Raw genomic sequence first — 23,313 nt, forward strand, 5'->3', positions numbered from 1 at the left:
AGTCCAGACGACCGCGACAAGACACGCTGCCTGGCGTGGGTCGTCTTGCCTTCCCGTAAGAGAGCGCACTTGATGGCCCATATCCTGATTGTCGAAGACGAGAAGATCATCCGTTCGGCGCTGCGCCGTCTGCTGGAGCGCAACCAGTTCCGCGTCAGCGAAGCCGGCTCCGTGCAGGAAGCCCAGGATCTCTACGATGTCTCGAGCTTCGATCTCGTCATCAGCGATCTGCGTCTGCCCGGCGCCCCCGGTACCGAGATGATCGATCTCGCCAAGGGCAAGCCGGTGCTGATCATGACCAGCTACGCCAGCCTGAGATCGGCGGTCGATTCCATGAAGCAGGGCGCGGTGGACTACATCGCCAAGCCCTTCGATCACGACGAGATGCTGCAGGCCGTGGCGCGCATCCTGGTCGAGCGTGAACAGCGCCAGCCGGCTGCCGCCGTCGAGGAAAGCGTCGCGCCGCCGCCGGCCACCGGCGAGATCGGCATCATCGGCAACTGCGCCCCAATGCAGGACCTCTTCGGCAAGATCCGCAAGGTCGCCCCCACCGACTCAACCGTGCTGATCCAGGGCGAGTCGGGCACCGGCAAGGAACTGGTGGCGCGGGCGCTGCACAACCTGTCGCGCCGGGCCAAGGCACCGCTGATCTCGGTCAACTGCGCGGCCATTCCCGAAACCCTGATCGAATCCGAACTCTTCGGCCACGAGAAGGGCGCCTTCACCGGCGCCAGCGCCAGCCGTACCGGCCTGGTGGAAGCGGCCGACGGCGGCACCCTGTTTCTCGACGAGATCGGCGAATTGCCGCTGGAAGCCCAGGCGCGCCTCTTGCGCGTGCTGCAGGAAGGCGAGATCCGCCGGGTCGGCTCGGTGCAGTCGCAAAAGGTCGATGTGCGCCTGATCGCCGCGACCCACCGGGATCTCAAGGGCCTGGCCAAGATCGGTCAGTTCCGCGAAGACCTCTTCTATCGCCTCAACGTCATCTCCCTGCGCCTGCCGGCCCTGCGCGAGCGCGGTGGCGACGTCATGGAGATCGCCCGGGTATTTCTCGCCCGTCAGTCCGCGCGCATGAGTCGCCCGGGGCTCAAGTTCGGCGCTGAAGCCGAGGCCGCCATCCGCCACTACAGCTGGCCGGGTAACGTGCGCGAGCTGGAGAACGCCATCGAGCGCTCGGTGATCCTCAGCGAAGGCCAGGAGATCAATGCCGACCAGCTGGGCATCGACGTCGAGCTCGGCGAGCTGGAGCTGGCCGACAGCTACCTGGATCCGCTGCCCAGCGCGGGCCTGGGGAACGGCAACGGCGCCCACGAGCCCACCGAGGACCTCTCGCTGGAGGACTACTTCCAGCACTTCGTGCTCGAGCACCAGGATCACATGACCGAGACCGAACTGGCGCGCAAGCTCGGCGTCAGCCGCAAGTGCCTGTGGGAACGTCGCCAGCGCCTGGGCATTCCGCGACGCAAGGCCAGCGCCAGCAGCGACGCCAGCTGATCCACGCCGGGACGCGGCAGCCCTGCACGTCCCGCGGTAACACCCTCCCGCCTCGCCTCCCCATCCTTTGCAATGTGTTACCGCCGTAACAGGAGGCGGGTTCAGCGGTAACGAAAATCTCCCTGTAGCCACCAGGCAAAAAGGCTACATTTTTCTTAAGCCACTGAAATAAAAGGATTTTTCAAAACTGGCACGGCATCTGCTTTATGTTCTGGCACAAGAACAATAAAAACGTACCCCCTCCATAACAAAAACAAGACGTAGCGACTCCAGCACAACAAGAACAAGCAGGCGGAGGCGTAGCTAACTGATCATTTTGGAGAAGAGTCGTCTTGCGGGATGGTCCCGCGATGTCAGGCCAGAGAACAATAAAACTGCCCCGAGGCAGCACCCGTACCAGGCAGAGCAGGAATGATCCTGACGACATCAGCTTCCAAAGTAATCCGTTTGCTCTTGGCTCTAGACTTCAGAGCCTTTCCGGCGGCCGGTAACCGCACGGGACAGACCACACAAGAAAAACAAGAGGTCTGGATAGACAATAAAAACAAAGCACGTACCACTTTGGGGGGGAGCTTCGGCTCCCCCAGTGCCTTTGACAGCCTCCCCTCCCTCGTTCAAGATCCCCTCCTTATCTATTGCGCAACGGCTCCCGCTGTGGTCCAGATTGCGTATAGCCGTCTCTCCGAACAGAAACTCGCATGCTGAAGAAGCTGATCCAGACTCTGCGCTCGCCCCTGCGGCGTACTCCGCCCGCGCCTGCCTTGCCCATCGAACTGCCCCGCAGTCAGCATGCTCTGGAACGAGAGCGCATCAGTCGCTACGCCCTGAGTGTCGTCGACCGGCTGGAAAAGGCGGGTTATCAGGCCTACCTGGTGGGCGGTTGCGTCCGGGACCTGCTGCTGGGCTTCGAGCCCAAGGACTTCGACGTCGCCACCAGCGCCACGCCCGAGCAGGTGCGGGCCGAATTCCGCAATGCGCGGGTCATCGGGCGGCGCTTCAAGCTGGTCCATGTGCATTTCGGCCGCGAGATCATCGAGGTCGCGACCTTCCGCGCCAATCACCCCACCGGGGATGCCGAGGACGAGACCCAGGGCTCGCGCCATGAAAGCGGCCGGATCCTGCGCGACAACATCTATGGCAACCAGGAACAGGATGCCCAGCGGCGCGACTTCACCATCAACGCGCTCTACTACGACGCCAGCGGCGAACGCATCCTCGACTACGCCAACGGCACCCAGGACATTCGCCTGCGGCAGATCCGGCTGATCGGCGATCCGGAGCAGCGCTACCTGGAAGATCCAGTGCGGATGCTGCGCGCCGTGCGCTTCGCCGCCAAGCTGGATTTCGAGATCGAGGCCGCCACCGCCGAACCCATCAGCCGCCTGGCGCCGCTGCTGCGGGACATTCCGGCACCGCGGCTGTTCGACGAGGTCATCAAGCTGCTGCTGGGTGGCAAGGCCGAGCGCACCTTCGAGCTGCTCTGCCAGTACGGGCTGTTCGCCCCGCTGTTTCCGGCCAGTGGCGAAGCCCTGGAACGCGATCCCGACTACGCCGGCAGCCTGATCCGCCAGGCCCTGGCCAACACCGATGCCCGCATCCGCGAAGGCAAGCCGGTCACCCCGGCCTTCCTCTTCGCCGCCCTGCTCTGGCCGGCCTTGCCCGAGCGCGTCCGTCATCATCAGGACCTCGGCCTGCCGCCGATTCCGGCCATGCAGGAAGCCGCCCACGACCTCACCCAGCAGCAGTGCCAGCGCACCGCCGTCCCCAAGCGTTTCACCATGCCCATGCGCGAGATCTGGGACATGCAGGAACGCCTGCCACGCCGCCAGGGCAAGCGCGCCGATCAGTTGCTGGAGAATCCGCGCTTTCGCGCCGGCTACGACTTCCTGCTGCTGCGCGAGAGCGCCGGCGAGGAAACCGGTGGCCTGGGCGACTGGTGGACCCGCTACCAGGAGGTCGGCGACAGCCAGCGGCGCGAGATGATCAAGAACCTCAGCCGCGACGAAGGCGCACCGGCCAAGCGGCGCCGCCGCGGCGGCAGCAATCGCAAGCGGCGCACCTCGGATGCGCCCACCGCCGGCGACGAATGATGGAAAGGGTCTATCTCGGCCTGGGCAGTAACCTGGCCGAGCCGCGGCGCCAGCTGGACGCGGCCCTCGAGGCCCTGGCCCAGCTGCCCCACAGTGAGCTGGTGGCGGTCTCCGCCTTCTATGCCAGCGATCCCCTGGGACCACCCGATCAGCCGCGCTACGTCAACGCCGTCGCCGCCCTGGACACCGGGCTCGAGCCCCTGGCGCTGCTCGACGCCACCCAGGCCATAGAGCAGCAGCAGGGCCGCGTGCGCAAGGATGAACGCTGGGGTCCGCGGACCCTGGACATCGACATCCTGCTATTCGGCGAACGACTGATCGACGAGCCACGCCTGCAGGTGCCGCACTACCACCTCCAGGCCCGTGCCTTCGTCCTCTATCCGCTGGCCGATCTCGCCCCCGCGCTGCACCTGCCCGATGGCCGCCGCTTGCCGGACCTGCTGTCCGCCTGCCCTTTCGAAGGCCTGGAGCGGCTGCTACCGTCGTCATCCACGCGGTAACACAGCCGTAACACCGAGCATTGACTTGTGCCGGATGCGCCGGGACTATAGCAGCCGTTTGCGCGCGGCCACCCCGCGCCCGCGGCGCCCAGACAATAACCATAGCGCCGTCCCACGAGGACCCCTTGCATGCCTGATATCAGCCTCACGACCCTTCAGGGGCTCAAGCAGCGCGGCGAAAAGATCGCCATGCTGACCGCCTACGATGCCACTTTCGCCCAGGCCGCCAGTCAGGCCGGCGTCGAGATGCTGCTCATCGGCGATTCCCTCGGCATGGTGCTGCAGGGTCACGACAGCACCCTGCCGGTGACCCTCGACGACATGGTCTACCACACCGCCTGCGTCAAGCGCGGCCACGCGGGTGCCTTCATCGTCGCCGACCTGTCGTTCATGACCTATGCCACCCTGGAGCAGACCCTGACCAGCGCCGGTCGCCTGATGCAGGCGGGCGCGCAGATGGTCAAGCTTGAGGGCGATGCCTGGCTGGCCGAACCCATTCGCCGCCTGGCCGCCAATGGCGTGCCGGTCTGCGCCCACCTGGGCCTGACGCCCCAGTCGGTCAACGTCTTCGGCGGCTTCAAGGTACAGGGGCGCGATCCGGCCCGGGCGCAGCAGTTGCGCGAGGCGGCGCGTGAGCTGGAGGAAGCCGGCGCGGCCATGCTGCTGCTGGAATGCGTGCCTTCGGCGCTGGCCGAGGAAATCACCCGGGCCGCCCGGGTGCCGGTGATCGGCATCGGCGCCGGGGCTGCCACCGATGGCCAGGTACTGGTGCTGCACGACATGCTCGGCCTGGCCCTGCGCGGGCGCACGCCGAAATTCGTGCGCAACTTCATGGCCGGTCAGGACAGCATCCAGGCTGCCCTGGCGGCCTATGTCGCTGCCGTCAAGGACGGCAGCTTTCCCGCTCCCGAACACGGATTCTCCGCATGAAAACGGTCCATAGCGTCCGCGAACTGCGCGCCGCCGTCGCCGCCGCGCGCCGCCAGGGCCTGCGCATCGGCCTGGTGCCCACCATGGGCAATCTGCACGCCGGGCATATCGCCCTGGTCGACACCGCGCGGCGTCACGCCGACTTCGTGGTGGCGAGCATCTTCGTCAATCCGCTGCAATTCGGTCCCACCGAGGATCTGGACACCTATCCGCGCACCCTGGCGGAAGACAGTCGCCAGCTGAACGAGGCCCACTGCGACCTGCTGTTCGCGCCGGCGGTGGCCGAGATGTATCCCAATGGCATGGACGGCCTGACCCGGGTGAATGTCCCCGTGGTGTCCGAAGGCCTGTGCGGTGCGCGCCGGCCCGGGCATTTCGAAGGCGTGGCGACGGTGGTCACCAAGCTGTTCCAGATGGCGCAACCGGACGTGGCGGTGTTTGGCGAAAAGGACTATCAGCAGCTGGCGGTGATCCGCAAGCTGGTCCAGGACCTGGACATGCCCATCGAGATCGTCGCCCAGCCCACGGTACGGGCCACCGACGGCCTGGCGCTGTCGTCGCGCAATGGCTATCTCGATGACCACCAGCGGGCCAGTGCGCCTTGCCTGTACAGCCTGCTCAGGCGCCTCGCCGATCAGCTCGCCGCCGGCGCCGCGGTCGAGCCGACCCTCGCCGCCGGTGTCGCCGAATTGCACGCTCAGGGGCTCAAGGTCGACTATCTGGAATTGCGCGAGCAGCTGAGTCTGCAACCGGCCGGGCCGGACACCACCGCGCTGGTCCTGCTGGTGGCGGCCTACCTCGGCCAGACCCGCCTGATCGACAATCTGAGCTTTCGCCGCAGGGCCCGAGTGTGACGCAACCGAAGGTTAGCTCACCCGACCCTGCCTGAACCCTGGAAGCCCGGAACATACCGGGCTTTTTCATGCTCGAAGCGCGGCGCCACGACCGGCGTCTCGCGGTCACCGACTTTCTCTTGCAAGCCAGCGGCTTGTGGGGCACAACAGCAAACAAGAGCCACCAAGGAAAAGCCTAGCCATGGAGTACTATCAACACCCCCTCGACGTGACCCAGCTCGCCTCCTGGAAAGCCCTGCAGGAACACCGCAAGGCCATGCAGAACTTCCGCATGCGCGATGCCTTCGCCGCCGATCCGCAGCGCTTCTCGCAGTTCTCCCTGAGCAGCAGTGGTCTGTTCCTCGACTACTCCAAGAACCTCATCACCGAGCAGACCCGTGACCTGCTGGTGAATCTGGCCCGGGAAGCGGGGCTGGAAGGGGCCATCCGCACCCTGTTCGATGGCGCCTACGTCAACTCCTCCGAACACCGCCCCGCCCTGCACACCGCGCTGCGCCGCCCGGTGGGCGACAGCGTCCGGATCGATGGCCAGGACATCATGCCCGAGGTGCACCGGGTCCTGAACCAGATGACCCAGCTGGTCACCCGCATCCACAACGGCCTCTGGCGCGGCTACACCGAGAAGCCGATCACCGACGTGGTCAACATCGGCATCGGTGGCTCCTTCCTCGGTCCGCAGCTGGTCTCCGAGGCGCTGGTGCCCTTCACCCAGCGCGGCGTGCGCTGCCACTACCTGGCCAACATCGACGGCAGCGAATTCCGCGAGGTGACCTCCAAGCTCGCCGCCGACACCACCCTGTTCATCGTCTCCTCCAAGTCCTTCGGCACCCTGGAGACCCTGAAGAACGCCCAGGCCGCCCGTGCCTGGTGCCTGGCCCAGGGCTGCCCGGAGCCGGAGCTGCACAAGCACTTCATCGCCGTCTCCAGCAACGTCAAGGTGGCGGTGGAATTCGGCATCGCCGAAGAGAACATCTTCCCGATGTGGGACTGGGTCGGCGGTCGCTATTCGCTGTGGTCGGCCATCGGCCTGCCCATCGCCCTGGCCATCGGCATGTCCAACTTCAAGGACCTGCTGGCCGGTGCCTATGCCATGGACCAGCACTTCACCAGCGCTCCCTTCGAAGAGAACATGCCGGTGCTGCTGGGCCTGCTCGGGGTCTGGTACGGCAACTTCTGGGGCGCGACCAGTCATGCCATCCTGCCCTACGACCACCACCTGCGTAACTTCGTGAAGCACCTGCAGCAGCTGGACATGGAGTCCAATGGCAAGAGCGTGCGTCAGGACGGCTCGCCGGTGAGCCTGGAGACCGGCCCGGTGATCTGGGGCGGCGTCGGCTGCAACGGTCAGCACGCCTACCACCAGCTGCTGCACCAGGGCACCCAGCTGATCCCCGGCGACTTCATCGTGCCGGTGGTGAGCCACAACCCGGTGGCCGATCACCAGCAGTGGCTGTATGCCAACTGCCTGTCGCAGAGCCAGGCACTGATGCTGGGCAAGACCCGCGAAGAAGCCGAGGCCGAGCTGCGCGAGAAGGGCCTGGGCGAAGCCGAGATCGCCAAGTTGGCGCCGCACAAGGTGATCCCGGGCAACCGCCCGAGCAACACCCTGGTGCTGGAGCGCATCTCGCCGCGGCGCCTGGGTGCGCTGGTGGCCCTGTACGAGCACAAGGTGTTCGTGCAGAGCGTCATCTGGGGCATCAACTGCTTCGACCAGTGGGGCGTCGAGCTGGGCAAGGAGCTGGGCAAGGACGTCTACCAGCACATCATCGGCCGCAGCGAAGGCAAGGCCGACGACGGTTCCACCCAGGGCCTGATCGACTACTTCCGCGGTCGTCATCGCGGCTGATCGTCTCCGGTCCGTTCCGAAAGGCGCCGCTCTGCGGCGCTTTTTCGTTTTGTCGCCTCGCTGAACCCCGGCAGGGCATCCGCGGCCTAAACTGGGAGCACAACAACACCAAGAAGGAGCCGGCCATGAGCCAACGCTACCCCGTGCCCGAGAGCCTGAGTGCCCGTACCCACCTCGACGAAGCCCGCTATCGCGAGCTCTACCAGCGCTCGGTGGAGCAGCCGGAACGCTTCTGGAGCGAACAGGCCAGCGCCCTGCTCGACTGGTCGCGCACCTGGGACGAAGTCCATAGCGGCGATATGCGCAAGGGCCAGACCCGCTGGTTCAGCGGCGGCCAGCTCAACGTCGCCTACAACTGCATCGATCGCCACCTGGGGGCCCGGGCCGAGCGGACCGCCATCCTCTGGGAAGGCGACGATCCCGCCGACAGCCAGGCCATCAGCTATCGCCAGCTGCACGAGCACGTCAGCCGCCTGGCCAACGTGCTCAAGGAGCGTGGGGTCAGGAAGGGCGACCGCGTCTGCCTCTACATGCCGATGATCCCCGAGGCGGCCTACGCCATGCTCGCCTGCGCCCGCATCGGCGCGGTGCATTCGGTGGTGTTCGGCGGCTTCTCGCCCGAGGCGCTGCGCGACCGCATCCTCGATTCCGACTGCCGGGTGGTGATCACCGCCGACGAAGGCGTGCGCGGTGGCAAGCGCGTCCCGCTCAAGGCCAATGTCGACAAGGCCCTGGCCAAGTGCCCGGAGGTCCATACCGTGGTCATGGTCGAGCGCACCGGCACCGCCGTGGCCCGCCAGGAGGGGCGCGACCTGCCCTATGCCCAGGCGGTGGCCGCGGCTTCGCCCGACTGCCCGCCGGAGCCCATGGACGCCGAGGATCCGCTGTTCATCCTCTACACCTCCGGCTCCACCGGCAAACCCAAGGGCGTGCTGCACACCACCGGCGGCTACCTGCTGGGGGCCACCCTGAGCTTCAAGTACCTGTTCGACTATCACGAGGGTCAGGTCTTCTGGTGCACCGCCGATGTCGGCTGGGTCACCGGCCACAGCTACATCGTCTACGGCCCCCTGGCCAATGGCGCCACCACCCTGATGTTCGAAGGGGTACCGAGCTATCCCGATGCCAGTCGCTTCTGGCAGGTGGTGGACAAGCACCAGGTCAACATCTTCTATACCGCCCCCACCGCCCTGCGCGCCCTGATGCGCGAAGGCGACGGCCCGGTACAGCGCACTTCGCGCAAGAGTCTGCAGCTGCTGGGCAGCGTCGGCGAGCCGATCAATCCCGAGGCCTGGGAGTGGTATCACCGGGTGGTGGGCGAAGGGCGCTGCCCCATCGTCGACACCTGGTGGCAGACCGAGACCGGCAGCATCCTCATCGCCCCGCCACCCGGCGCCCTGGCGCTGAAGCCGGGTTCGGCCACCCTGCCCTTCTTTGGCGTCCAGCCGGTGCTGCTGGACGAGCAGGGCCAGGAAATCGACGGACCCGGCAGTGGCGTGCTGGCGATCAAATCCAGCTGGCCAAGCCAGATCCGCACCGTCTATGGCGATCACCAGCGCCTGATCGACACCTATTTCAGCGCCTACCCGGGTTACTACTTCACCGGTGACGGGGCGCGCCGGGACGAAGACGGCTATTACTGGATCACCGGGCGGGTGGATGACGTGCTCAACGTCTCCGGCCACCGCATCGGTACCGCCGAGGTGGAAAGCGTGCTCACCGAGCATGCGGACGTGGCCGAGGCGGCGGTGGTGGGCTGCCCCCACGAGGTCAAGGGCCAAGCGGTCTATGCCTTCGTCACCACCAAGGGCGGGGTGACGCCGAGCGACGAACTCAAGGCGCAACTGCGCCAGCAGGTGGCCGACCAGATCGGCAGCTTCGCCAAGCCGGAATTCCTGCAATGGGCGCCGGCGCTGCCCAAGACCCGCTCCGGCAAGATCATGAGACGCATCCTGCGCAAGATCGCCTGCGACGAGCTGGACAGCCTGGGCGATACCTCGACCCTCGCCGATCCGTCGGTGGTCGACAGCCTGATCGACGCCCGCCTCAATCGCGCCCCGCACGGCTAGCCGGGGACCCAAAGAAAAGCCCCGCCTAGGCGGGGCTTTTTGCTGCTGCCGACCTTAGTGGGCGGCTTGCATGCGGTGCTTCAGGTCACGCATGCGATCGTGGGTCGCACGGGCCTTTTCCAGCTGGCTGCGCAGGTTGGCCTGGGCATCCGGCGTGGCGTGTTCGTTGACGGCACGCTCCAGCGCGTGCAGCAGGCGGTCTTCCTGCTCTTCCAGTTCGCTGACGTAGGTGACCTCTTCCTGTTCCTTGCTGGCAAAGGAGGTTTTGACGTCGGTGTAGTACTTGCGGAAGCTGCCGGCAAAGGTGCCTTGCTCGGCGGGCTTCTCACCGGCAGCCGACACCTGGCTGCTCAGGGCGCTGATGATCTCGGCCTTGCTCTGGGCGATCTCGGTGAACAGGGCCTTCAATTCGGGGTTCTTCACTTCGGTGAGGGCGTGCTCGTAGAAATTCTTGCCGTCACGGGCGATCTCGATCAGATCGTTGAGGGTTTCGGTCGTGCTGGTCATGGCAGTTCTCCGGGGCGAAGGGCAAGGCGTGATGGCGGCGTCGGGCGCCGCCATCGTGCCGGGTATTAGCGGGCGTCGTTACTGAGCCGCTTTCAGGGCGTCAGCCGATACGGCCTTCACGCCCTTGATGGCCTTGGCTTCTTTGATCGCCAGGTCGCGCTGGGCTTCGGTCGCCACGGTGCCGGACAGGGACACGACGCCCTTGTTGGTCTCGACCTTGATGGCGGTGCCCTTGATGTGTTCGTCGGCCAGGAAGGACGCCTTCACCTTGCTGGTGATCCAGGTGTCGGACGCGGCTTCTTCGGTCTTGTCCACGGTGTTGTTGGCGGCCAGGGTCATGTTCTGGCTGGTGGCAGCAAAGGCACCGCCGGCCAGCGGCAGGCTCAGTACGGAAGCGGTGACGGCAGCGAGGGCAAAGGTACCGAAAGTCTTTTTCATGAGATGACTCCTGTTTTCCTTGGTTGTACTGCGCCCAGGTCCTGGCAGCAGCGACCTAGATGTAGAGCGCAACGGCTGCGCCGAATTCCAAGACTTGTTAAAGACTTTAAAAATCAATGACTTATATAAATTCGACGCGAGTGAAGGGCGGGCAAAATGCAACTTCCTGGCGAATAGCCCTGGTAATTTGCACGAGGTCAGACGACTCTTGAGCCCGAGCCTGGACGCGTTTTCGTCCAGGGTGCCAAAGCCGATAAAGGCGGACGAAAGAAGTAGGTTTCCAGGTGACCCGACCCGAACTGCCGTACCTTTATCCGGTCAATGCTGAATTGAACCCGACACCTGCGATCGGGCCTTGAGGATCCGGGATGCGGCCTCTTTCTCCCGCGCGCATTGCCCTGGTTTATCTGTTGCTGAGCGCCGTCTGGGTGATCGGCAGCGATGGGCTGCTGTATCTGCTGCTCAGCGATCGGGACAATGCCTATCTGTGGCACACCCTGAAGGGCCTGGCCTTCATGAGCCTGCTGTCGCTAGTGCTCTATGGCCTGCTGCGGCGCGAGGCCAGCTATCGCGAAGGCTTCATCGGCGAGCTGCAGAACCAGCGCGCCACCCAGGATTTCGTCCAGCGGCTGACCAATACCGGTGACTGGCAGCTGCTGGACGATGGCCGTCTGCTCTGCTCCGAACGCACCCTGGTGATGCTGCACCAGCCCAAGGGCAGCGATCCGCTGGATTTCGCCACCATCGCCGCCTGCGCTCGCGTCGACGACCGTGACCATGTGCGCAGCATGCTGGAGCGTCTGCAGCACATGCAGGGCCCGCTGAATTTTTCCGCGCACTTCGACGACGGCCAGGGCAGCTGGCGCTGGCTCAACTGGCAGAGCGACTTCGACGAAGCCGGCATCACTCGTGGCGCCCTGGTCGACATCACCAGCTACAAGCTGGCCGAACAGGCACTGCAGGACAGCCAGCGACGCTATCGCGAGCTGGTCCAGCACCTGCCACTGGTGGTGTTCGCCAGCGACCACCGTGGTCGCTGGCAATTTCTCAATCCGGCCTGGGAAGCCCTGACCGGCCAACCCGCCACCCAACCCCTAAACCATCCCTTGGATCAGGCCTTCCATCCCCAGGACGGCGCCCGACTGCGCCAGCTGGTGGCGGAATTCGCCGCGGGTCAGCGCCTGCACTGGAACGGCGTGGTGCGGTTGCGGCTGTCGGTGGAGAGTCATCGCTGGATGCAGATGGAGCTACGCGCCGGCCTCGATGGCGAGATCCAGGGTACCCTGACCGACATCCACCACGACTACCAGGCGCAGCAACTGCAGCAGGCCCGCAGCGATGTCCTCGACGACCTGCTCACCGGCCTGCCGCTGGCGGAAATCCAGCAGGGCATCGCCCTGCGGCTGGAGCGTATCTACCCGGAGATGCGCGTCGCCCTGCTGCTGGACGACCAAGGCGAGCATCTGCGGGTCGCCGCGGCGCCCAGTCTGCCCCCCGCCTTCCAGGCAGCGCTGGAAAGCGTGACGCGCAGTCGCCACGACCAGGGCTGCTGCAGCGCCGTCGCCGCGAATGCCCCGGTGTTCACCATCGATGTCGAACTGGATCCGGCCTGGCAGCCGCTGTTGCCGGTCGCCCAGGCAGCCGGCATTCGCGGCGCCTGGGCCCTGCCGCTGCAGGACGAGCAGCAGCGCGCCGTGGGCGCCCTGGGCATCTACTACGGCGAGGCGCGACTGCCCGAAGCGGAGACCCAGGCGCTGATCACCGAATTCACCCGCCTGGCGGTGCTGGCCATCCGGCAACAGCGCGTGGTCCAGGCGCAACGCGCCAGCGAGGCGCGCTACCGCGGCATCTTCGAGCAGGCCTATACCGGCATCATGCTCAGCGATCTGGAGGGCCGCTGGCTGAGCGTCAACCACCACTTCTGCCAGATGCTCGGCTACTCGCAACCGGAGTTGCTGCAGAAGGACACCGCCTCGGTGACGCATCCGGAAGAGCGGGCCCTGGGCGCCGCCCTGCGCAAGCAGCTGGTCGACACCGGCCAGGACCGCTACACCCTGGAAAAACGCTATCTGCACCGCAACGGCACGCCAGTGTGGACCAACGTCACCACCCGCCTGATCCGCGACGATCAAGGAGTGCCCCAGTACTTCATCAGCACCGCCCAGAACATCACCCTGCGCAAGCAGCAGGAGTCAAGCCTGCGCCAGGCCGCGGCCATGTTCCAGAACAGTCGCGACGGCCTGCTGCTGCTCGACGAGCGCCGCTGGATCCTGGCGGTGAATCCGGCCTTCGCCCGCCTGCTGGGCACCCAGGAAGGCATCCTGCTCGGCCAGCGCCTGGGACTGCCCGGTGGCGGTCGCCAGGACCAGCGCTTTTATCGCGATCTCTGGCGCACCGTGCGCCGCGAGGGCCGCTGGGAAGGCGAATTGCTCTGGCCGCGCCTCGACGGCAGCACCTTTCCGGCCTGGACCGCCATCGACACCCTCTACCCCCGGGAGACCCGGCAGTACACGGTCACCGTCAGCGACACCACCCGCCTGCGCGAGAGCGAGGCGCGCCTGAGTCATCTGGCGCATCATGATCCGCTGACCGACCTGCCCAATCGCCTGCTGGCGCGCACCCACCTGGAACACGCCCTGGCCCTGGCCGAGCCCCAGGAATACCTGGTCGCCGTGCTGATCCTCGACTTCGATTACTTCCGCACGGTCAACGAAAGCCATGGCCATGCCTTGGGCGATGAACTGCTGGTGGAATTCGCCGCCCGGCTACGCGCCCTGCTCAGCGAGGACATCACCCTGGCGCGCATCGGTGGCGACGAGTACCTGGTCATCATCGAGCGGCTGGATCGACCCGAATTCGCCGCCCAGATCGCCCAAGCCATGCTCGGCAAGCTGGAACAGCCCTTCCACCTCGGCGAACACGACATCTATCTCAACGCCAGCATCGGCATCAGCCTCTTTCCCGACGATGGCGCCACCGCCGATGACCTCATCCGCAATGCCGACACGGCCATGCACCAGGCCAAGGATCAGGGCCGCGACACCTTCCGCTTCTATACCCAGGCCCTTACCGAGCAGTCGCGCCGGCGGCTGAATCTGGAGTCGCGGCTGCGTACGGCGCTCAAGCGCGGCGACTTCGTCCTCTACTACCAGCCGCTGATGAGCGTCAGCACCGCCCAGACCATTGGCGTGGAAGCCCTGGTGCGCTGGCGGGATCCGGAGCTGGGTCTCATCCCGCCCACCGAATTCATTCCGCTGGCCGAGGAAACCGGGCTCATCGTGCCCCTGGGCGACTGGATCATCGAGAGCGCCTGCCAGCAGATGCACAGCTGGCTGGCCCAGGGACTGGAACTGGAAACCCTGGCCATCAACATCTCGCCCCGGCAATTCGCCAAGCGCGACCTGGCCAGCACCATTTCCCGCGCCCTGGCGCGCAGTCGCCTGCCGGCCGAGCACTTGGAACTGGAGATCACCGAAGGCACCCTGATGGGCAATGTCGAGGAGGCGCTGCTGTCCCTGGCGACCCTCAAGACCCTGGGGGTGCGCATCGCCGTGGACGACTTCGGCACCGGCTATTCCTCGCTGGCCTATCTGCGCCGCTTTCCGCTGGACAAGCTCAAGATCGACCAGAGCTTCATGCACGAATTGCGCAGTGACAGCGGTACCCACAGCAGCCAGGCCATCGCCGCGGCCATCGTCGCCCTGGGCCAGGGTCTGGACCTGGACGTCCTGGCCGAAGGGGTGGAGACCACCGAACAGTGGGACATCCTGCGCAAGCTGGGCTGTCAGCAATGCCAGGGCTTCCTGTTCAGCCCACCGCTGCCGCCGGAGGAGTTCGAGGTCTGGTACGCCGAACGGCAGAAGGCGCGCGCCTAGCGCCCTGACCGACGAATGTCACTGCACTGTAATCAAAACCGCTCTAGACTCGGGCTTCCACTTTTCGTCTGTCCCCGAGGGTATCAGCATGAAGATCGTGGTTCGTCCCCTGCGCAAGTCCACCACCAGTGCCTGGCAGGTCTGCATCGACAAGCAGGCCATCACCTTTCTCAGCGAAGCCGATGCCCGCAGCTATGTCGCGACACTGGAGGCGCGCATCGCCGCACCCCATCCGTTGCCCCTGCGCGAAGCGGCGACAGGCCTGGCCGCGCCGCTCTAGGCCTCACCCCGCCCTGACCGCTGGTCTTGCGGATCATCCTGGCACCGCCCGTTCAGCGGCGGGCCAGGGCGATTCACGGCGCCGCTTGCGCGAACGATTGGCTAGGCAGCTATCGAACATGTAACTTTTGCGGCGTCCGCCCCATCCTACCTCTAGGCCCTGCGTTCGCAGGGACTCGCTGTCTGATGGATCTGGAACGCCCATGCTTGAACTCGCTGCTGCCTTCATCTGCTTCACCTCCCTGCTCACCTACCTCAATTACCGCTTCATCGGCCTGCCGCCGACCATCGGCGTCATGGTCATCGCCCTGATCTTTTCGGTCGGTCTGCAGAGTCTGTCCTGGCTGGGCTTTCCCGGTCTGGAACACCGCATCGGCGAACTCCTCGGGCAGATCGACTTCAACGATCTGCTGATGAACTGGATGCTCGGCTTCCTGCTGTTCGCTGGCGCCCTGCACGTCAATCTCAAGGACCTGCGCGACTACAAATGGGCCATCGGCGGTCTGGCCACCCTCGGGGTGATCATCTCGACGGTGCTGATCGGCTATCTCAGCCACTGGATCTTCGGCTGGCTGGGCTGGCACGTCGACCTTCTCTACTGCCTGATCTTCGGCGCCCTGATCTCACCGACCGATCCCATCGCCGTACTCGGCATCCTGCGCTCGGCCGGGGCGCCCAAGTCGCTGGAGACCACCATCGTCGGCGAGGCGCTGTTCAATGACGGCGTGGCCGTGGTGGTCTATTCGGTGCTGCTGGGGGTGATCCAGCTGGGCGAGACGCCTACGGTCAACGCGGCGCTCTGGCTGTTTGTCGAGGAAGCCGGCGGCGGCATCCTGTTCGGCCTGCTGATCGGCTTCGTCTGCTACTGGCTGATGCTGAGCATCGAGCAGCACCAAATCGAGGTGATGCTATCCCTGGCCCTGGTGATCGGCGGCTCGACCCTGGCCAGCCACCTGCACGTCTCGGGTCCCATCGCCATGGTGGTGGCCGGTCTGATCATCGGCAACCTGGGCCGGACCAAGGCCATGAACGACTTCACCCGGCGCTACCTGGACGGCTTCTGGGAGTTGATCGACGAGATCCTCAACGCCCTGCTGTTCGCCCTGATCGGCATGGAGCTGCTGGTGTTGCCCTTCAGCTGGACCCACCTGGGCGCGGCGCTGCTGGTGACCCTGGCGATCCTCTTCGCCCGCTGGATCAGCGTGGCGCCGGTGGTGCTGCTCAGCCCGCACTGGCGCAACATGACCCGGGGCACGGCGCGCATCCTCACCTGGGGCGCGCTGCGTGGCGGTGTCTCGGTGGCCCTGGCGCTGAGTCTGCCGGCCGGTCCGGAGCGGGATCTGATCCTGGCTCTCACCTACATCGTGGTGCTGGTCTCCATCCTCGGCCAGGGCCTGACCATCGGCCGGGTGGTCAAGAGCGTCACCGGCGGCGCCCCGGTCGCGCGCGACGAACACCACTGACCCCAAAACGAAAGAACCCCGCCGTGGCGGGGTTCTCTGCGCAACAGCCGAGCGATCAGCGCGGCAGGTTGCGGCCGGAGAAGATCTCGCGCATCTCGTGCTTGAGACGCTGGGTGATCTGCTGACGCTGCTCGGACGAGAGGCTGCGGGAGGCGTCGCCGAACAGATAGTTGTCCAGTTCGAATTCCTTGAGCAGCATCTTGGTGTGGAACAGGTTGTCCTGGTACACGTTCACGTCGGTCATCTGGTAGGCCGCGCGGGTGTCTTCGGACAGGTAGTTCTGGATCGAATTGATCTCGTGGTCGATGAAGTGCTTGCGCCCTTCGATGTCGCGGGTGAAGCCGCGCACCCGGTAGTCCACGGTGACGATGTCCGAGTCGAACTGGTGGATCAGGTAATTCAGGGCCTTGAGCGGAGAGATCACGCCACAGGTGGAGACGTCGATATCGACGCGGAAGGTGGCGATGCCGTCGTCCGGATGGATCTCCGGATAGGTGTGCACCGTGATGTGGCTCTTGTCCAGGTGGCCGAGAATGGTCTCGCGCAGCGGACCGGGCGACTCCTCGATCTGGCTCTCGGTCGGCTCGACCGGTTGCTCGGAGATCAGGATGGTCACGCTGGCACCCTGGGGATCGTAATCCTGGCGGGCGATGTTGAGGATGTTGGCCCCGATGATGTCGACCACGTCGGTCAGGATCTGGGTCAGACGCTCGGCGTCGTATTCCTCGTCGATGTACTGGACATAGGCCTGTTGATCTTCCGACGTCTCGGCGTAGCAGATGTCGTAGATGTTGAAGCTCAAGGTCTTGGTCAGGTTATTGAAACCATGGAGCCTGAGTTTGCTTTTCACGGTGGTAAAGCTCCCGTCGTGCGGTCTCTGACCGCGGTCCTGAATGCCCGTCAGTTGCGGATTGCGCAAGCTGCGTAGGGCGGCGAACACCTCTTCGCGATGGCGATTGGCTGTGCTTTCGGGGCCCTTGCCCCTTAAGAGCGGCGCATTATGCAGATCGGCAGCGGTTGGGGCCAGAGTCTGCCGGGCCCAGGTGATGAATTGATGTCGGCGGGAGGGAGACGAGGCGGACAGCGACGCCCGGGCGGGCGTCGCGGGCGGGGGTCAGGCGAGGTCGACGAGTTCGTAGCTGTGGCTGATCTCGACGCCGGCGCGGCCGAGCATTATGGAGGCCGAGCAGTACTTTTCCGCCGACAGCTCGATGGCGCGCTTGACCTGGGCTTCCTTGAGGCCGCGGCCCTTGACCACGAACTTCAGGTGGATGCGGGTGAACACCTTGGGCTCGGTGTCGGCGCGGTCGGCTTCGAGAAAGGCCTCGCAGCTCTCCACCGGTTGCCGCGCCTTGCGCAGGATGCTGACCACGTCGTAGCTGGCGCAACCGCCCAGGCCGATCAGCACGGTTTCCATCGGCCGTACGCCGAGGTTGCGCCCGCCGCTTTCCGGCGGGCCATCCATGACCACCACATGGCCGCTGCCGGATTCACCGAGGAACATGGCCTCGCCTGCCCACTGGATGCGCGCTTTCATCGCTTTCGTCCTACTTATATATACAAATGGTGATCAGCTTAACATGCTGGATGGCGTAAACTGGTAAGCAGTGAAGGGTTATTCAGCTCGCATTTAAGCTGCGCATGTTCTTATCCGGTCTTTGAATTGGAACCGGCGCAGCCTGTGCATGCACCGGTTCGGACATCGGTGCCCCCGACTCAGGTTAGCTTTCAACCTCAGGAATCAGCATGGCCGCTATCATCCCACCCGCGAAGTTACAGCACATCGACAAGCTGCTAGCGCATTGCTCGCGTCGCCGTTACACGGCAAAAACCACCATCATCTACGCTGGCGACAACAGCGAAAGCCTGTTCTTCATCCTCAAGGGTTCGGTGACCATCCTCATCGAAGACGATGAAGGCCGCGAAATGATCATCGCCTATCTCAACGCCGGAGACTTCTTCGGCGAGATGGGGCTGTTCTCCAAGGAAGGCAGCGAGCCCGAGCGCAGCGCCTGGGTCCGCGCCCGCACCGAGTGCGAAGTCGCCGAGATCAGCTACAGCCAGTTCCGCGAACTGAGTCAGCAGGATCCGGACATGCTGTTCTCCCTGGGTCGCCAGATGGCCGAGCGCCTGCGCCAGACCACCCGCAAGGTCGGCGACCTGGCCTTCCTCGACGTCACCGGTCGCGTGGCCCGCACTCTGCTCGACCTGTGCAAGCAGCCCGATGCCATGACCCACCCGGACGGCATGCAGATCAAGATCACCCGCCAGGAGATCGGCCGCATCGTCGGTTGCTCCCGCGAGATGGTCGGTCGGGTCCTTAAGTCCCTCGAAGAACAGGGTCTGGTCCACGTCAAGGGCAAGACCATGGTGGTGTTCGGCACCCGCTGAGCCCGTCCGCTAGCCCCTGCCTGCAGGCGGGGGCCACGGCCCCCGCCCGTCCAGAGCGTCAGCTCTCGACCTTGCGCGACACCTTTTCCACCCGCACCGTGGCCTTCCCGTCGACGGTCTTCTCTTCGCTCCCCTTGGCCTTGGGCTCACCCACGACGAAATGGAATTCTTCGCCGTGCTTGACCGCGCCATAGAGCACCGCCTTCTCGATCAGCTCGGTACCGCGCAGATGCCGCAGCATCAGCGGATCGCTGCGCAGATCGCGATAGAGCGCCAGGCACAGCAGCGCCATCACCACCACGAAGGGCAGCGAGACCACAATAGTCAGATTCTGCAGGCCGTTGAGCGCCGCGCCCGGATTGCCCGGGTCGCCGATGGCCAGCATGATCGCCGCCACCGCGCCGGTGAGGGCGCCCCAGAAGATCACCGTGCGCCGCGAGGGCTCGGTGGTACCGCGCTCGGACAGGGTCCCCATCACCAGGGAGGCGGCGTCGGCGCCGGAGACGAAGAAGATCGCCACCAGCACCATGACCAGCACCGAGGTCACCGAGACCCAGGGATAGCTGGCCAGCAGGTCATAGAGGGCGAAGTTGCTGTTCACCGCGCCGTCGACCAGGGTGAAGGCGCCCTGGCGCATGGCATCGATGGCCGCGCCGCCAAAGATGACGAACCAGACCACGCTGACCAGACTCGGCACCAGCAGGACCCCGGTGACGAACTGGCGGATGGTGCGGCCGCGACTGATGCGGGCGATGAACATGCCGACGAAGGGTGTCCAGGAGATCCACCAGGCCCAGTAGAACACCGTCCAGCTGGACAGCCAGTTGCCCATGGCCTCGCCTCCGCTGGCACTGGTGCGCGCCATCATCTCCGGCAGCAGGTCGATGTAGTCGCCGATGGCGGTGGGCAGCAGGTTGAGCATCAGCAGGGTCGGACCGACGACGAAGACGAACACGGCCAGGGCCACCGCCAGCACCATGTTGGTGTTGGACAGCCACTGGATGCCCTTCTCGACCCCGGATACGGCGGAGATGACGAAGGCCACCGTCAGAACCGTGATGATGCTGATGTAGAGCATCTTTCCCGGTTGATCGATCCAGCCGTTGTGCTCCAGGCCGCCGGCGATCTGCAGGGCGCCCAGGCCCAGGGAGGCGGCCGAGCCGAACAGGGTGGCGAAGATCGCCATCATGTCGATGACGCGGCCGAGGGGGCCGTTGGCGTGCTCGCCGATCAGCGGGCGGAAGGCCACCGAGATCAGCTGGCAGCGGCCGCGGCGATAGGTGCCATAGGCGATGGCCAGGCCGACCACGGCGTAGATGGCCCAGGGGTGCAGGGTCCAGTGGAACAGCGTGGTCGCCATGGCCACCTGCAGGGCGGCGCTGCTCTGTCCCGCGGCGCCGCCGGGCGGCGGATTGAGATAGTGCGACAGCGGCTCGGCGACGCCAAAGAACATCAGGCCGATGCCCATGCCGGCGCTGAACATCATCGCCACCCAGGAGAGGGTGCGGAATTCCGGTTGCTCGTCGTCGCGCCCCAGGGGGATCCGCCCATAGCGACTGGCGGCCAGCCAGATGACGAAGACCACGAAGCCGGTGGAGGTGAGCACGAACAGCCAGCCGAAATGGGTGATCACCCAGCCCTGGGCGGTCGAGGCGCTGCTGGCCAGACTGGCCTGGCTGACGAAGCCCCAGATCACGAAGGCCAGCGCGGCGATGCTGGTGACGCCGAAGACCACCCAGTCGGTGGTGCCGGCGAGTCGCCGATCCCGTCGCGCCTCCTCGGTCCGGGAGGGATCGGTGACGCTGATATCGAGTGTTTCGCTTTTTTCTTCCGTTGCCATGGTTCTCGCATGCCCTGGTTATGGATGGCCTGGTGCGGCGGAGTCCTGGCTCGTCCTGCGACGGCCAGCCGCCTCCGCGACTCGCCACGGTGCAACGAGTCGGAGGCCATTAACCGGGTTTATCCCTACAGAAACAAAGCCCTGCGTCGGCAGCGGGCACACGGAGGTCGTTCCCGCCGCCCGGGGTGGGCGCGAGTCGACCTGGATCACCCTGTGGAAAGAAAAAGGCCCCGGGGTGGTCCCGGGGCCTCGTGCGGACGACCTTGGTCTCAGGCGTCTCTGAGCGGGAAGCGGCGATCCGGGAAGAACAGACGCTGCAGCTCCTGGCCTGGTTCGTCGGCGCGCATGAAGGCTTCGCCGACCAGGAAGGCGCGCACCTCGTTGGTTTCCATCAGCTCCACGTCGGCGCGATTGAGAATGCCGCTCTCGGTGATCACCAGGCGATCCTGGGGGATGCGCGGCAAGAGATCGAGGGTGGCTTCCAGGCTGACCTCGAAGGTGTGCAGGTTGCGGTTGTTGACCCCCACCAGCGGGGTGTCCAGCACCGTCAGGGCGCGTTCCAGCTCGGCGCCGTCATGCACCTCGACCAGCACGTCCAGACCGACGTCCTTGGCCGTGGCGGCCAGCTCGCCCATCAGGCCGTCGTCCAGCGCGGCGACGATCAGCAGGATGCAGTCGGCGCCGATGGCCCGGGCTTCCACCACCTGGATGGGATCGACGAGGAAGTCCTTGCGGATCACCGGCAGCTGGCAGGCGGCGCGCGCCTGCTGCAGATAGGCGTTGCCACCCTGGAAGAAGTCCACGTCGGTGAGCACGCTCAGGCAGGTGGCCCCGCCCAGGGCATAGCTGTGGGCGATCTCGGCCGGCACGAAGTGTTCACGGATCACGCCCTTGCTCGGCGAGGCCTTCTTCACCTCGGCGATGATCGCCGCCTCCTTGCGCGCCACCTGGGCCTGCAGGGCGCGGGCGAAGCCGCGCGGGGCGTCGGCGGCACGGGCCTGGGCCTCGAGTTCGGCCAGGCTGGTCCGGGCCTTGAGCTGGGCGATTTCCTCGGCCTTGCGGGCCAGGATCTTCTGCAACACGGTTGGCACACTCACGGGCGACCCTCCTCGCGATAGACGGATGTGAAATGGGCGAGCTCGTCCAGCTTTTCCCGGGCCAGGCCGCTGTAGAGCGCGTCGTGGGCCAAGAGTACCCCTTCATGCAGGCTATGGGCGAGATCCGCGGCGTAGAGCGCCGCGCCGGCGTTGAGCACGATCATGTCGGCGGCCTTTTGCCCGGCTTCGGTCTTGCGTCGGCCGAGGGCGTCGCGGATCAGCGCCAGGGAGGCCTCGGGGCCGTCCACCGTCAGGCCGACCAGGGTCTGGCTCTTGATGCCCAGATCCTCCGGCAGCACCTGGTATTCGCTGATGCTGCCGTCCTTGAGTTCGGCCACCTGGGTCGCCGCGGCCAGGCTGAATTCGTCCAGGCCGTCGCGGGAGTGCACCACCAGCACGTGGTGGCTGCCCAGGCGCTGCAGCACCTCGGCCAGCGGCCGGCACAGCGCGGCGCTGAACACCCCGACCACCTGGTGGCGCACGCCGGCCGGGTTGGTCAGAGGGCCGAGCATGTTGAACAGGGTGCGCAGCCCCAGGGAGCGACGCGGCCCGGCGGCATGGCGCATGGCGCTGTGGTGTGACTGGGCGAACATGAAGCCGACGCCCACCTGCTCGACGCAGCGAGCGATCTGCTCGGGCGTCAGCTCCAGGTAGATGCCCGCGGCCTCCAGCAGATCGGCGCTGCCGCTCTTGCCGGACACCGCGCGATTGCCGTGCTTGGCCACCTTGCCGCCGGCCGCCGCGACCACGAACACCGAGGCCGAGGAGACGTTGAAGATGTTGGCGCCATCGCCACCGGTGCCCACCACGTCGACCACGTGATCGAGGCTCGGCAGCACCACAGGGGTGGCCAGTTCGCGCATCACGCTGACCGCGCCACAGATCTCGTCGATGGTCTCGCTCTTGATGCGCATGCCCATGAGGAAGGCACCGATCTGCGCCTCGTCGGCGCCACCGGTCATGATCTGGCGCATCACCGCCTGCATTTCCGCCACATTGAGGTCGAGTTGTCCGCTGATGCGGTTCAGGGCCTGCTTGATGTCCATCTAGCGCCGTCCTCCCTGCTGCTGGAGAAAGTTGGCCAGCAGGTCGTGCCCATGCTCGGTGAGGATGGACTCGGGGTGGAACTGCACCCCCTCGATCATGAACTCGCGGTGCCGCAGGCCCATGATCTCGTCCATGCTGCCGTCCGGATGCTGGGTCCAGGCGGTGATCTCCAGGCACTCGGGCAGGGTCTCGCGCTTGACCACCAGCGAGTGGTAGCGGGTCACGGTGAAGGGATTGGGCAGGCCGGCGAAGACGCCTTCGCCGTTGTGGTAGACCGGGCTGGTCTTGCCGTGCATCGGCTCGCGCGCCCGCACCACCTCGCCGCCAAAGGCCTGGCCCAGGCTCTGATGGCCCAGGCAGACGCCCAGCACCGGCAGCTTGCCGGCGAAGCGCTCCAGGGTGGCCAGGGAGATGCCCGCCTCGTTGGGCGTGCAGGGACCGGGGGAGACGACGATGCGCTCCGGCGCCAGGTCGTCCAGCGCCTCGACCGGCACCTCGTCGTTGCGCACCACCTTGACCTCGGCGCCCAGCTCGCCCAGGTACTGCACCAGGTTGTAGGTAAAGGAATCGTAGTTATCGAGCATCAGCAGCATGGT

19 protein-coding genes are annotated in these 23,313 nt (G+C 65.7%); 11 read left to right on the plus strand and 8 right to left on the minus strand.

Features of this window, described 5'->3' with window-relative positions:
* Positions 1-72 precede the first annotated feature (72 nt).
* The 7 genes from ACZ5R1_RS20875 (at position 73) to acs (ending at position 9,780) form a co-directional block, all read left to right on the plus strand.
* A complete protein-coding gene (locus ACZ5R1_RS20875) occupies positions 73-1,491 on the plus strand; it encodes a sigma-54-dependent transcriptional regulator (protein ID WP_007159709.1) in 1,419 nt (472 codons plus the stop codon).
* A gap of 698 nt (positions 1,492-2,189) precedes the next feature.
* Positions 2,190-3,581 (plus strand): polynucleotide adenylyltransferase PcnB, encoded by a 1,392-nt coding sequence (locus ACZ5R1_RS20880; RefSeq protein WP_027597539.1) that lies wholly within the window; start codon positions 2,190-2,192, stop codon positions 3,579-3,581.
* Entirely contained in the window at positions 3,578-4,081 is a 504-nt protein-coding gene (folK, locus tag ACZ5R1_RS20885; protein ID WP_371100301.1) for a 2-amino-4-hydroxy-6-hydroxymethyldihydropteridine diphosphokinase, read from the plus strand. The genes ACZ5R1_RS20880 and folK overlap by 4 nt, the downstream gene beginning before the upstream one ends.
* 129 nt (positions 4,082-4,210) lie before the next feature.
* A complete protein-coding gene (panB, locus tag ACZ5R1_RS20890) occupies positions 4,211-5,011 on the plus strand; it encodes a 3-methyl-2-oxobutanoate hydroxymethyltransferase (protein WP_007159712.1) in 801 nt (266 codons plus the stop codon).
* The gene (gene panC, locus ACZ5R1_RS20895; protein ID WP_042138306.1) at positions 5,008-5,865 is read left to right on the plus strand and encodes a pantoate--beta-alanine ligase; all 858 of its coding nucleotides are present in this window, start codon (positions 5,008-5,010) and stop codon (positions 5,863-5,865) included. Before panB ends, panC begins: the two co-directional genes overlap by 4 nt.
* Before the next feature lie 181 nt (positions 5,866-6,046).
* Positions 6,047-7,711 (plus strand): glucose-6-phosphate isomerase, encoded by a 1,665-nt coding sequence (gene pgi, locus ACZ5R1_RS20900; RefSeq protein ID WP_042138308.1) that lies wholly within the window; start codon positions 6,047-6,049, stop codon positions 7,709-7,711.
* Positions 7,712-7,836: 125 nt separating this feature from the next.
* Entirely contained in the window at positions 7,837-9,780 is a 1,944-nt protein-coding gene (acs, locus tag ACZ5R1_RS20905; RefSeq protein ID WP_027600742.1) for an acetate--CoA ligase, read from the plus strand.
* Between the two features lie 54 nt (positions 9,781-9,834).
* On the opposite strand, the gene ACZ5R1_RS20910 is transcribed toward acs, so the two are convergent.
* Both ACZ5R1_RS20910 and ACZ5R1_RS20915 read right to left on the minus strand, forming a co-directional pair.
* The gene (locus tag ACZ5R1_RS20910; protein ID WP_464712659.1) at positions 9,835-10,287 is read right to left on the minus strand and encodes a PA2169 family four-helix-bundle protein; all 453 of its coding nucleotides are present in this window, start codon (positions 10,285-10,287) and stop codon (positions 9,835-9,837) included.
* 78 nt (positions 10,288-10,365) lie between these two features.
* Entirely contained in the window at positions 10,366-10,725 is a 360-nt protein-coding gene (locus ACZ5R1_RS20915) for a BON domain-containing protein (protein WP_007159717.1), read from the minus strand.
* Between the two features lie 368 nt (positions 10,726-11,093).
* Between ACZ5R1_RS20915 and ACZ5R1_RS20920 the strand changes: the two genes are divergently transcribed.
* From ACZ5R1_RS20920 to ACZ5R1_RS20930, 3 genes are all read left to right on the plus strand, one after another.
* Entirely contained in the window at positions 11,094-14,600 is a 3,507-nt protein-coding gene (locus ACZ5R1_RS20920; RefSeq protein ID WP_464712660.1) for a bifunctional diguanylate cyclase/phosphodiesterase, read from the plus strand.
* A gap of 88 nt (positions 14,601-14,688) precedes the next feature.
* On the plus strand, positions 14,689-14,880 hold the full coding sequence (locus ACZ5R1_RS20925) for a hypothetical protein (RefSeq protein ID WP_027597532.1): 192 nt from the start codon (positions 14,689-14,691) through the stop codon (positions 14,878-14,880).
* A gap of 202 nt (positions 14,881-15,082) precedes the next feature.
* On the plus strand, positions 15,083-16,342 hold the full coding sequence (locus ACZ5R1_RS20930; RefSeq protein WP_042138313.1) for a cation:proton antiporter: 1,260 nt from the start codon (positions 15,083-15,085) through the stop codon (positions 16,340-16,342).
* Between the two features lie 55 nt (positions 16,343-16,397).
* Here the strand turns inward: ACZ5R1_RS20930 and speD are convergent, their stop codons facing one another.
* Entirely contained in the window at positions 16,398-17,192 is a 795-nt protein-coding gene (gene speD / locus ACZ5R1_RS20935; protein ID WP_007159721.1) for an adenosylmethionine decarboxylase, read from the minus strand.
* Between the two features lie 264 nt (positions 17,193-17,456).
* Entirely contained in the window at positions 17,457-17,879 is a 423-nt protein-coding gene (locus tag ACZ5R1_RS20940; protein WP_007159722.1) for an OsmC family protein, read from the minus strand.
* Between the two features lie 209 nt (positions 17,880-18,088).
* Here ACZ5R1_RS20940 and crp point away from each other — a divergent pair, with 209 nt between their 5' ends.
* Entirely contained in the window at positions 18,089-18,733 is a 645-nt protein-coding gene (gene crp, locus ACZ5R1_RS20945) for a cAMP-activated global transcriptional regulator CRP (RefSeq protein WP_027597530.1), read from the plus strand.
* Positions 18,734-18,791: 58 nt separating this feature from the next.
* Here the strand turns inward: crp and ACZ5R1_RS20950 are convergent, their stop codons facing one another.
* The 4 genes from ACZ5R1_RS20950 to ACZ5R1_RS20965 all read right to left on the minus strand — a co-directional run bounded on the left by ACZ5R1_RS20950 (position 18,792) and on the right by ACZ5R1_RS20965 (position 23,310).
* Entirely contained in the window at positions 18,792-20,573 is a 1,782-nt protein-coding gene (locus ACZ5R1_RS20950; protein WP_464712661.1) for a BCCT family transporter, read from the minus strand.
* A 269-nt stretch (positions 20,574-20,842) separates the two neighbouring features.
* On the minus strand, positions 20,843-21,670 hold the full coding sequence (trpC, locus tag ACZ5R1_RS20955; protein WP_007159725.1) for an indole-3-glycerol phosphate synthase TrpC: 828 nt from the start codon (positions 21,668-21,670) through the stop codon (positions 20,843-20,845).
* A complete protein-coding gene (gene trpD / locus ACZ5R1_RS20960) occupies positions 21,667-22,716 on the minus strand; it encodes an anthranilate phosphoribosyltransferase (RefSeq protein ID WP_027600737.1) in 1,050 nt (349 codons plus the stop codon). Before trpD ends, trpC begins: the two co-directional genes overlap by 4 nt.
* Positions 22,717-23,310 carry an anthranilate synthase component II gene (locus ACZ5R1_RS20965; protein ID WP_027597527.1) on the minus strand — a complete coding sequence of 198 codons (594 nt, stop codon included), beginning with the start codon at positions 23,308-23,310 and terminating at the stop codon, positions 22,717-22,719.
* Between the last annotated feature and the right edge of the window lie 3 nt (positions 23,311-23,313).

This window comes from Pseudomonas sp. Pso3, from assembly GCF_055393275.1.

What these genes read in the sequence shown, in the direction of transcription:
- ACZ5R1_RS20875 (WP_007159709.1), top strand. Translation starts at nt 73, where the DNA reads ATGGCCCATATCCTGATTGTCGAAGACGAGAAGATCATCCGTTCGGCG.
- ACZ5R1_RS20880 (WP_027597539.1), top strand. Translation starts at nt 2,190, where the DNA reads ATGCTGAAGAAGCTGATCCAGACTCTGCGCTCGCCCCTGCGGCGTACT.
- folK (WP_371100301.1), top strand. Translation starts at nt 3,578, where the DNA reads ATGATGGAAAGGGTCTATCTCGGCCTGGGCAGTAACCTGGCCGAGCCG.
- panB (WP_007159712.1), top strand. Translation starts at nt 4,211, where the DNA reads ATGCCTGATATCAGCCTCACGACCCTTCAGGGGCTCAAGCAGCGCGGC.
- panC (WP_042138306.1), top strand. Translation starts at nt 5,008, where the DNA reads ATGAAAACGGTCCATAGCGTCCGCGAACTGCGCGCCGCCGTCGCCGCC.
- pgi (WP_042138308.1), top strand. Translation starts at nt 6,047, where the DNA reads ATGGAGTACTATCAACACCCCCTCGACGTGACCCAGCTCGCCTCCTGG.
- acs (WP_027600742.1), top strand. Translation starts at nt 7,837, where the DNA reads ATGAGCCAACGCTACCCCGTGCCCGAGAGCCTGAGTGCCCGTACCCAC.
- ACZ5R1_RS20910 (WP_464712659.1), bottom strand. Translation starts at nt 10,287, where the DNA reads ATGACCAGCACGACCGAAACCCTCAACGATCTGATCGAGATCGCCCGT.
- ACZ5R1_RS20915 (WP_007159717.1), bottom strand. Translation starts at nt 10,725, where the DNA reads ATGAAAAAGACTTTCGGTACCTTTGCCCTCGCTGCCGTCACCGCTTCC.
- ACZ5R1_RS20920 (WP_464712660.1), top strand. Translation starts at nt 11,094, where the DNA reads ATGCGGCCTCTTTCTCCCGCGCGCATTGCCCTGGTTTATCTGTTGCTG.
- ACZ5R1_RS20925 (WP_027597532.1), top strand. Translation starts at nt 14,689, where the DNA reads ATGAAGATCGTGGTTCGTCCCCTGCGCAAGTCCACCACCAGTGCCTGG.
- ACZ5R1_RS20930 (WP_042138313.1), top strand. Translation starts at nt 15,083, where the DNA reads ATGCTTGAACTCGCTGCTGCCTTCATCTGCTTCACCTCCCTGCTCACC.
- ACZ5R1_RS20940 (WP_007159722.1), bottom strand. Translation starts at nt 17,879, where the DNA reads ATGAAAGCGCGCATCCAGTGGGCAGGCGAGGCCATGTTCCTCGGTGAA.
- crp (WP_027597530.1), top strand. Translation starts at nt 18,089, where the DNA reads ATGGCCGCTATCATCCCACCCGCGAAGTTACAGCACATCGACAAGCTG.
- ACZ5R1_RS20950 (WP_464712661.1), bottom strand. Translation starts at nt 20,573, where the DNA reads ATGGCAACGGAAGAAAAAAGCGAAACACTCGATATCAGCGTCACCGAT.
- trpD (WP_027600737.1), bottom strand. Translation starts at nt 22,716, where the DNA reads ATGGACATCAAGCAGGCCCTGAACCGCATCAGCGGACAACTCGACCTC.
- ACZ5R1_RS20965 (WP_027597527.1), bottom strand. Translation starts at nt 23,310, where the DNA reads ATGCTGCTGATGCTCGATAACTACGATTCCTTTACCTACAACCTGGTG.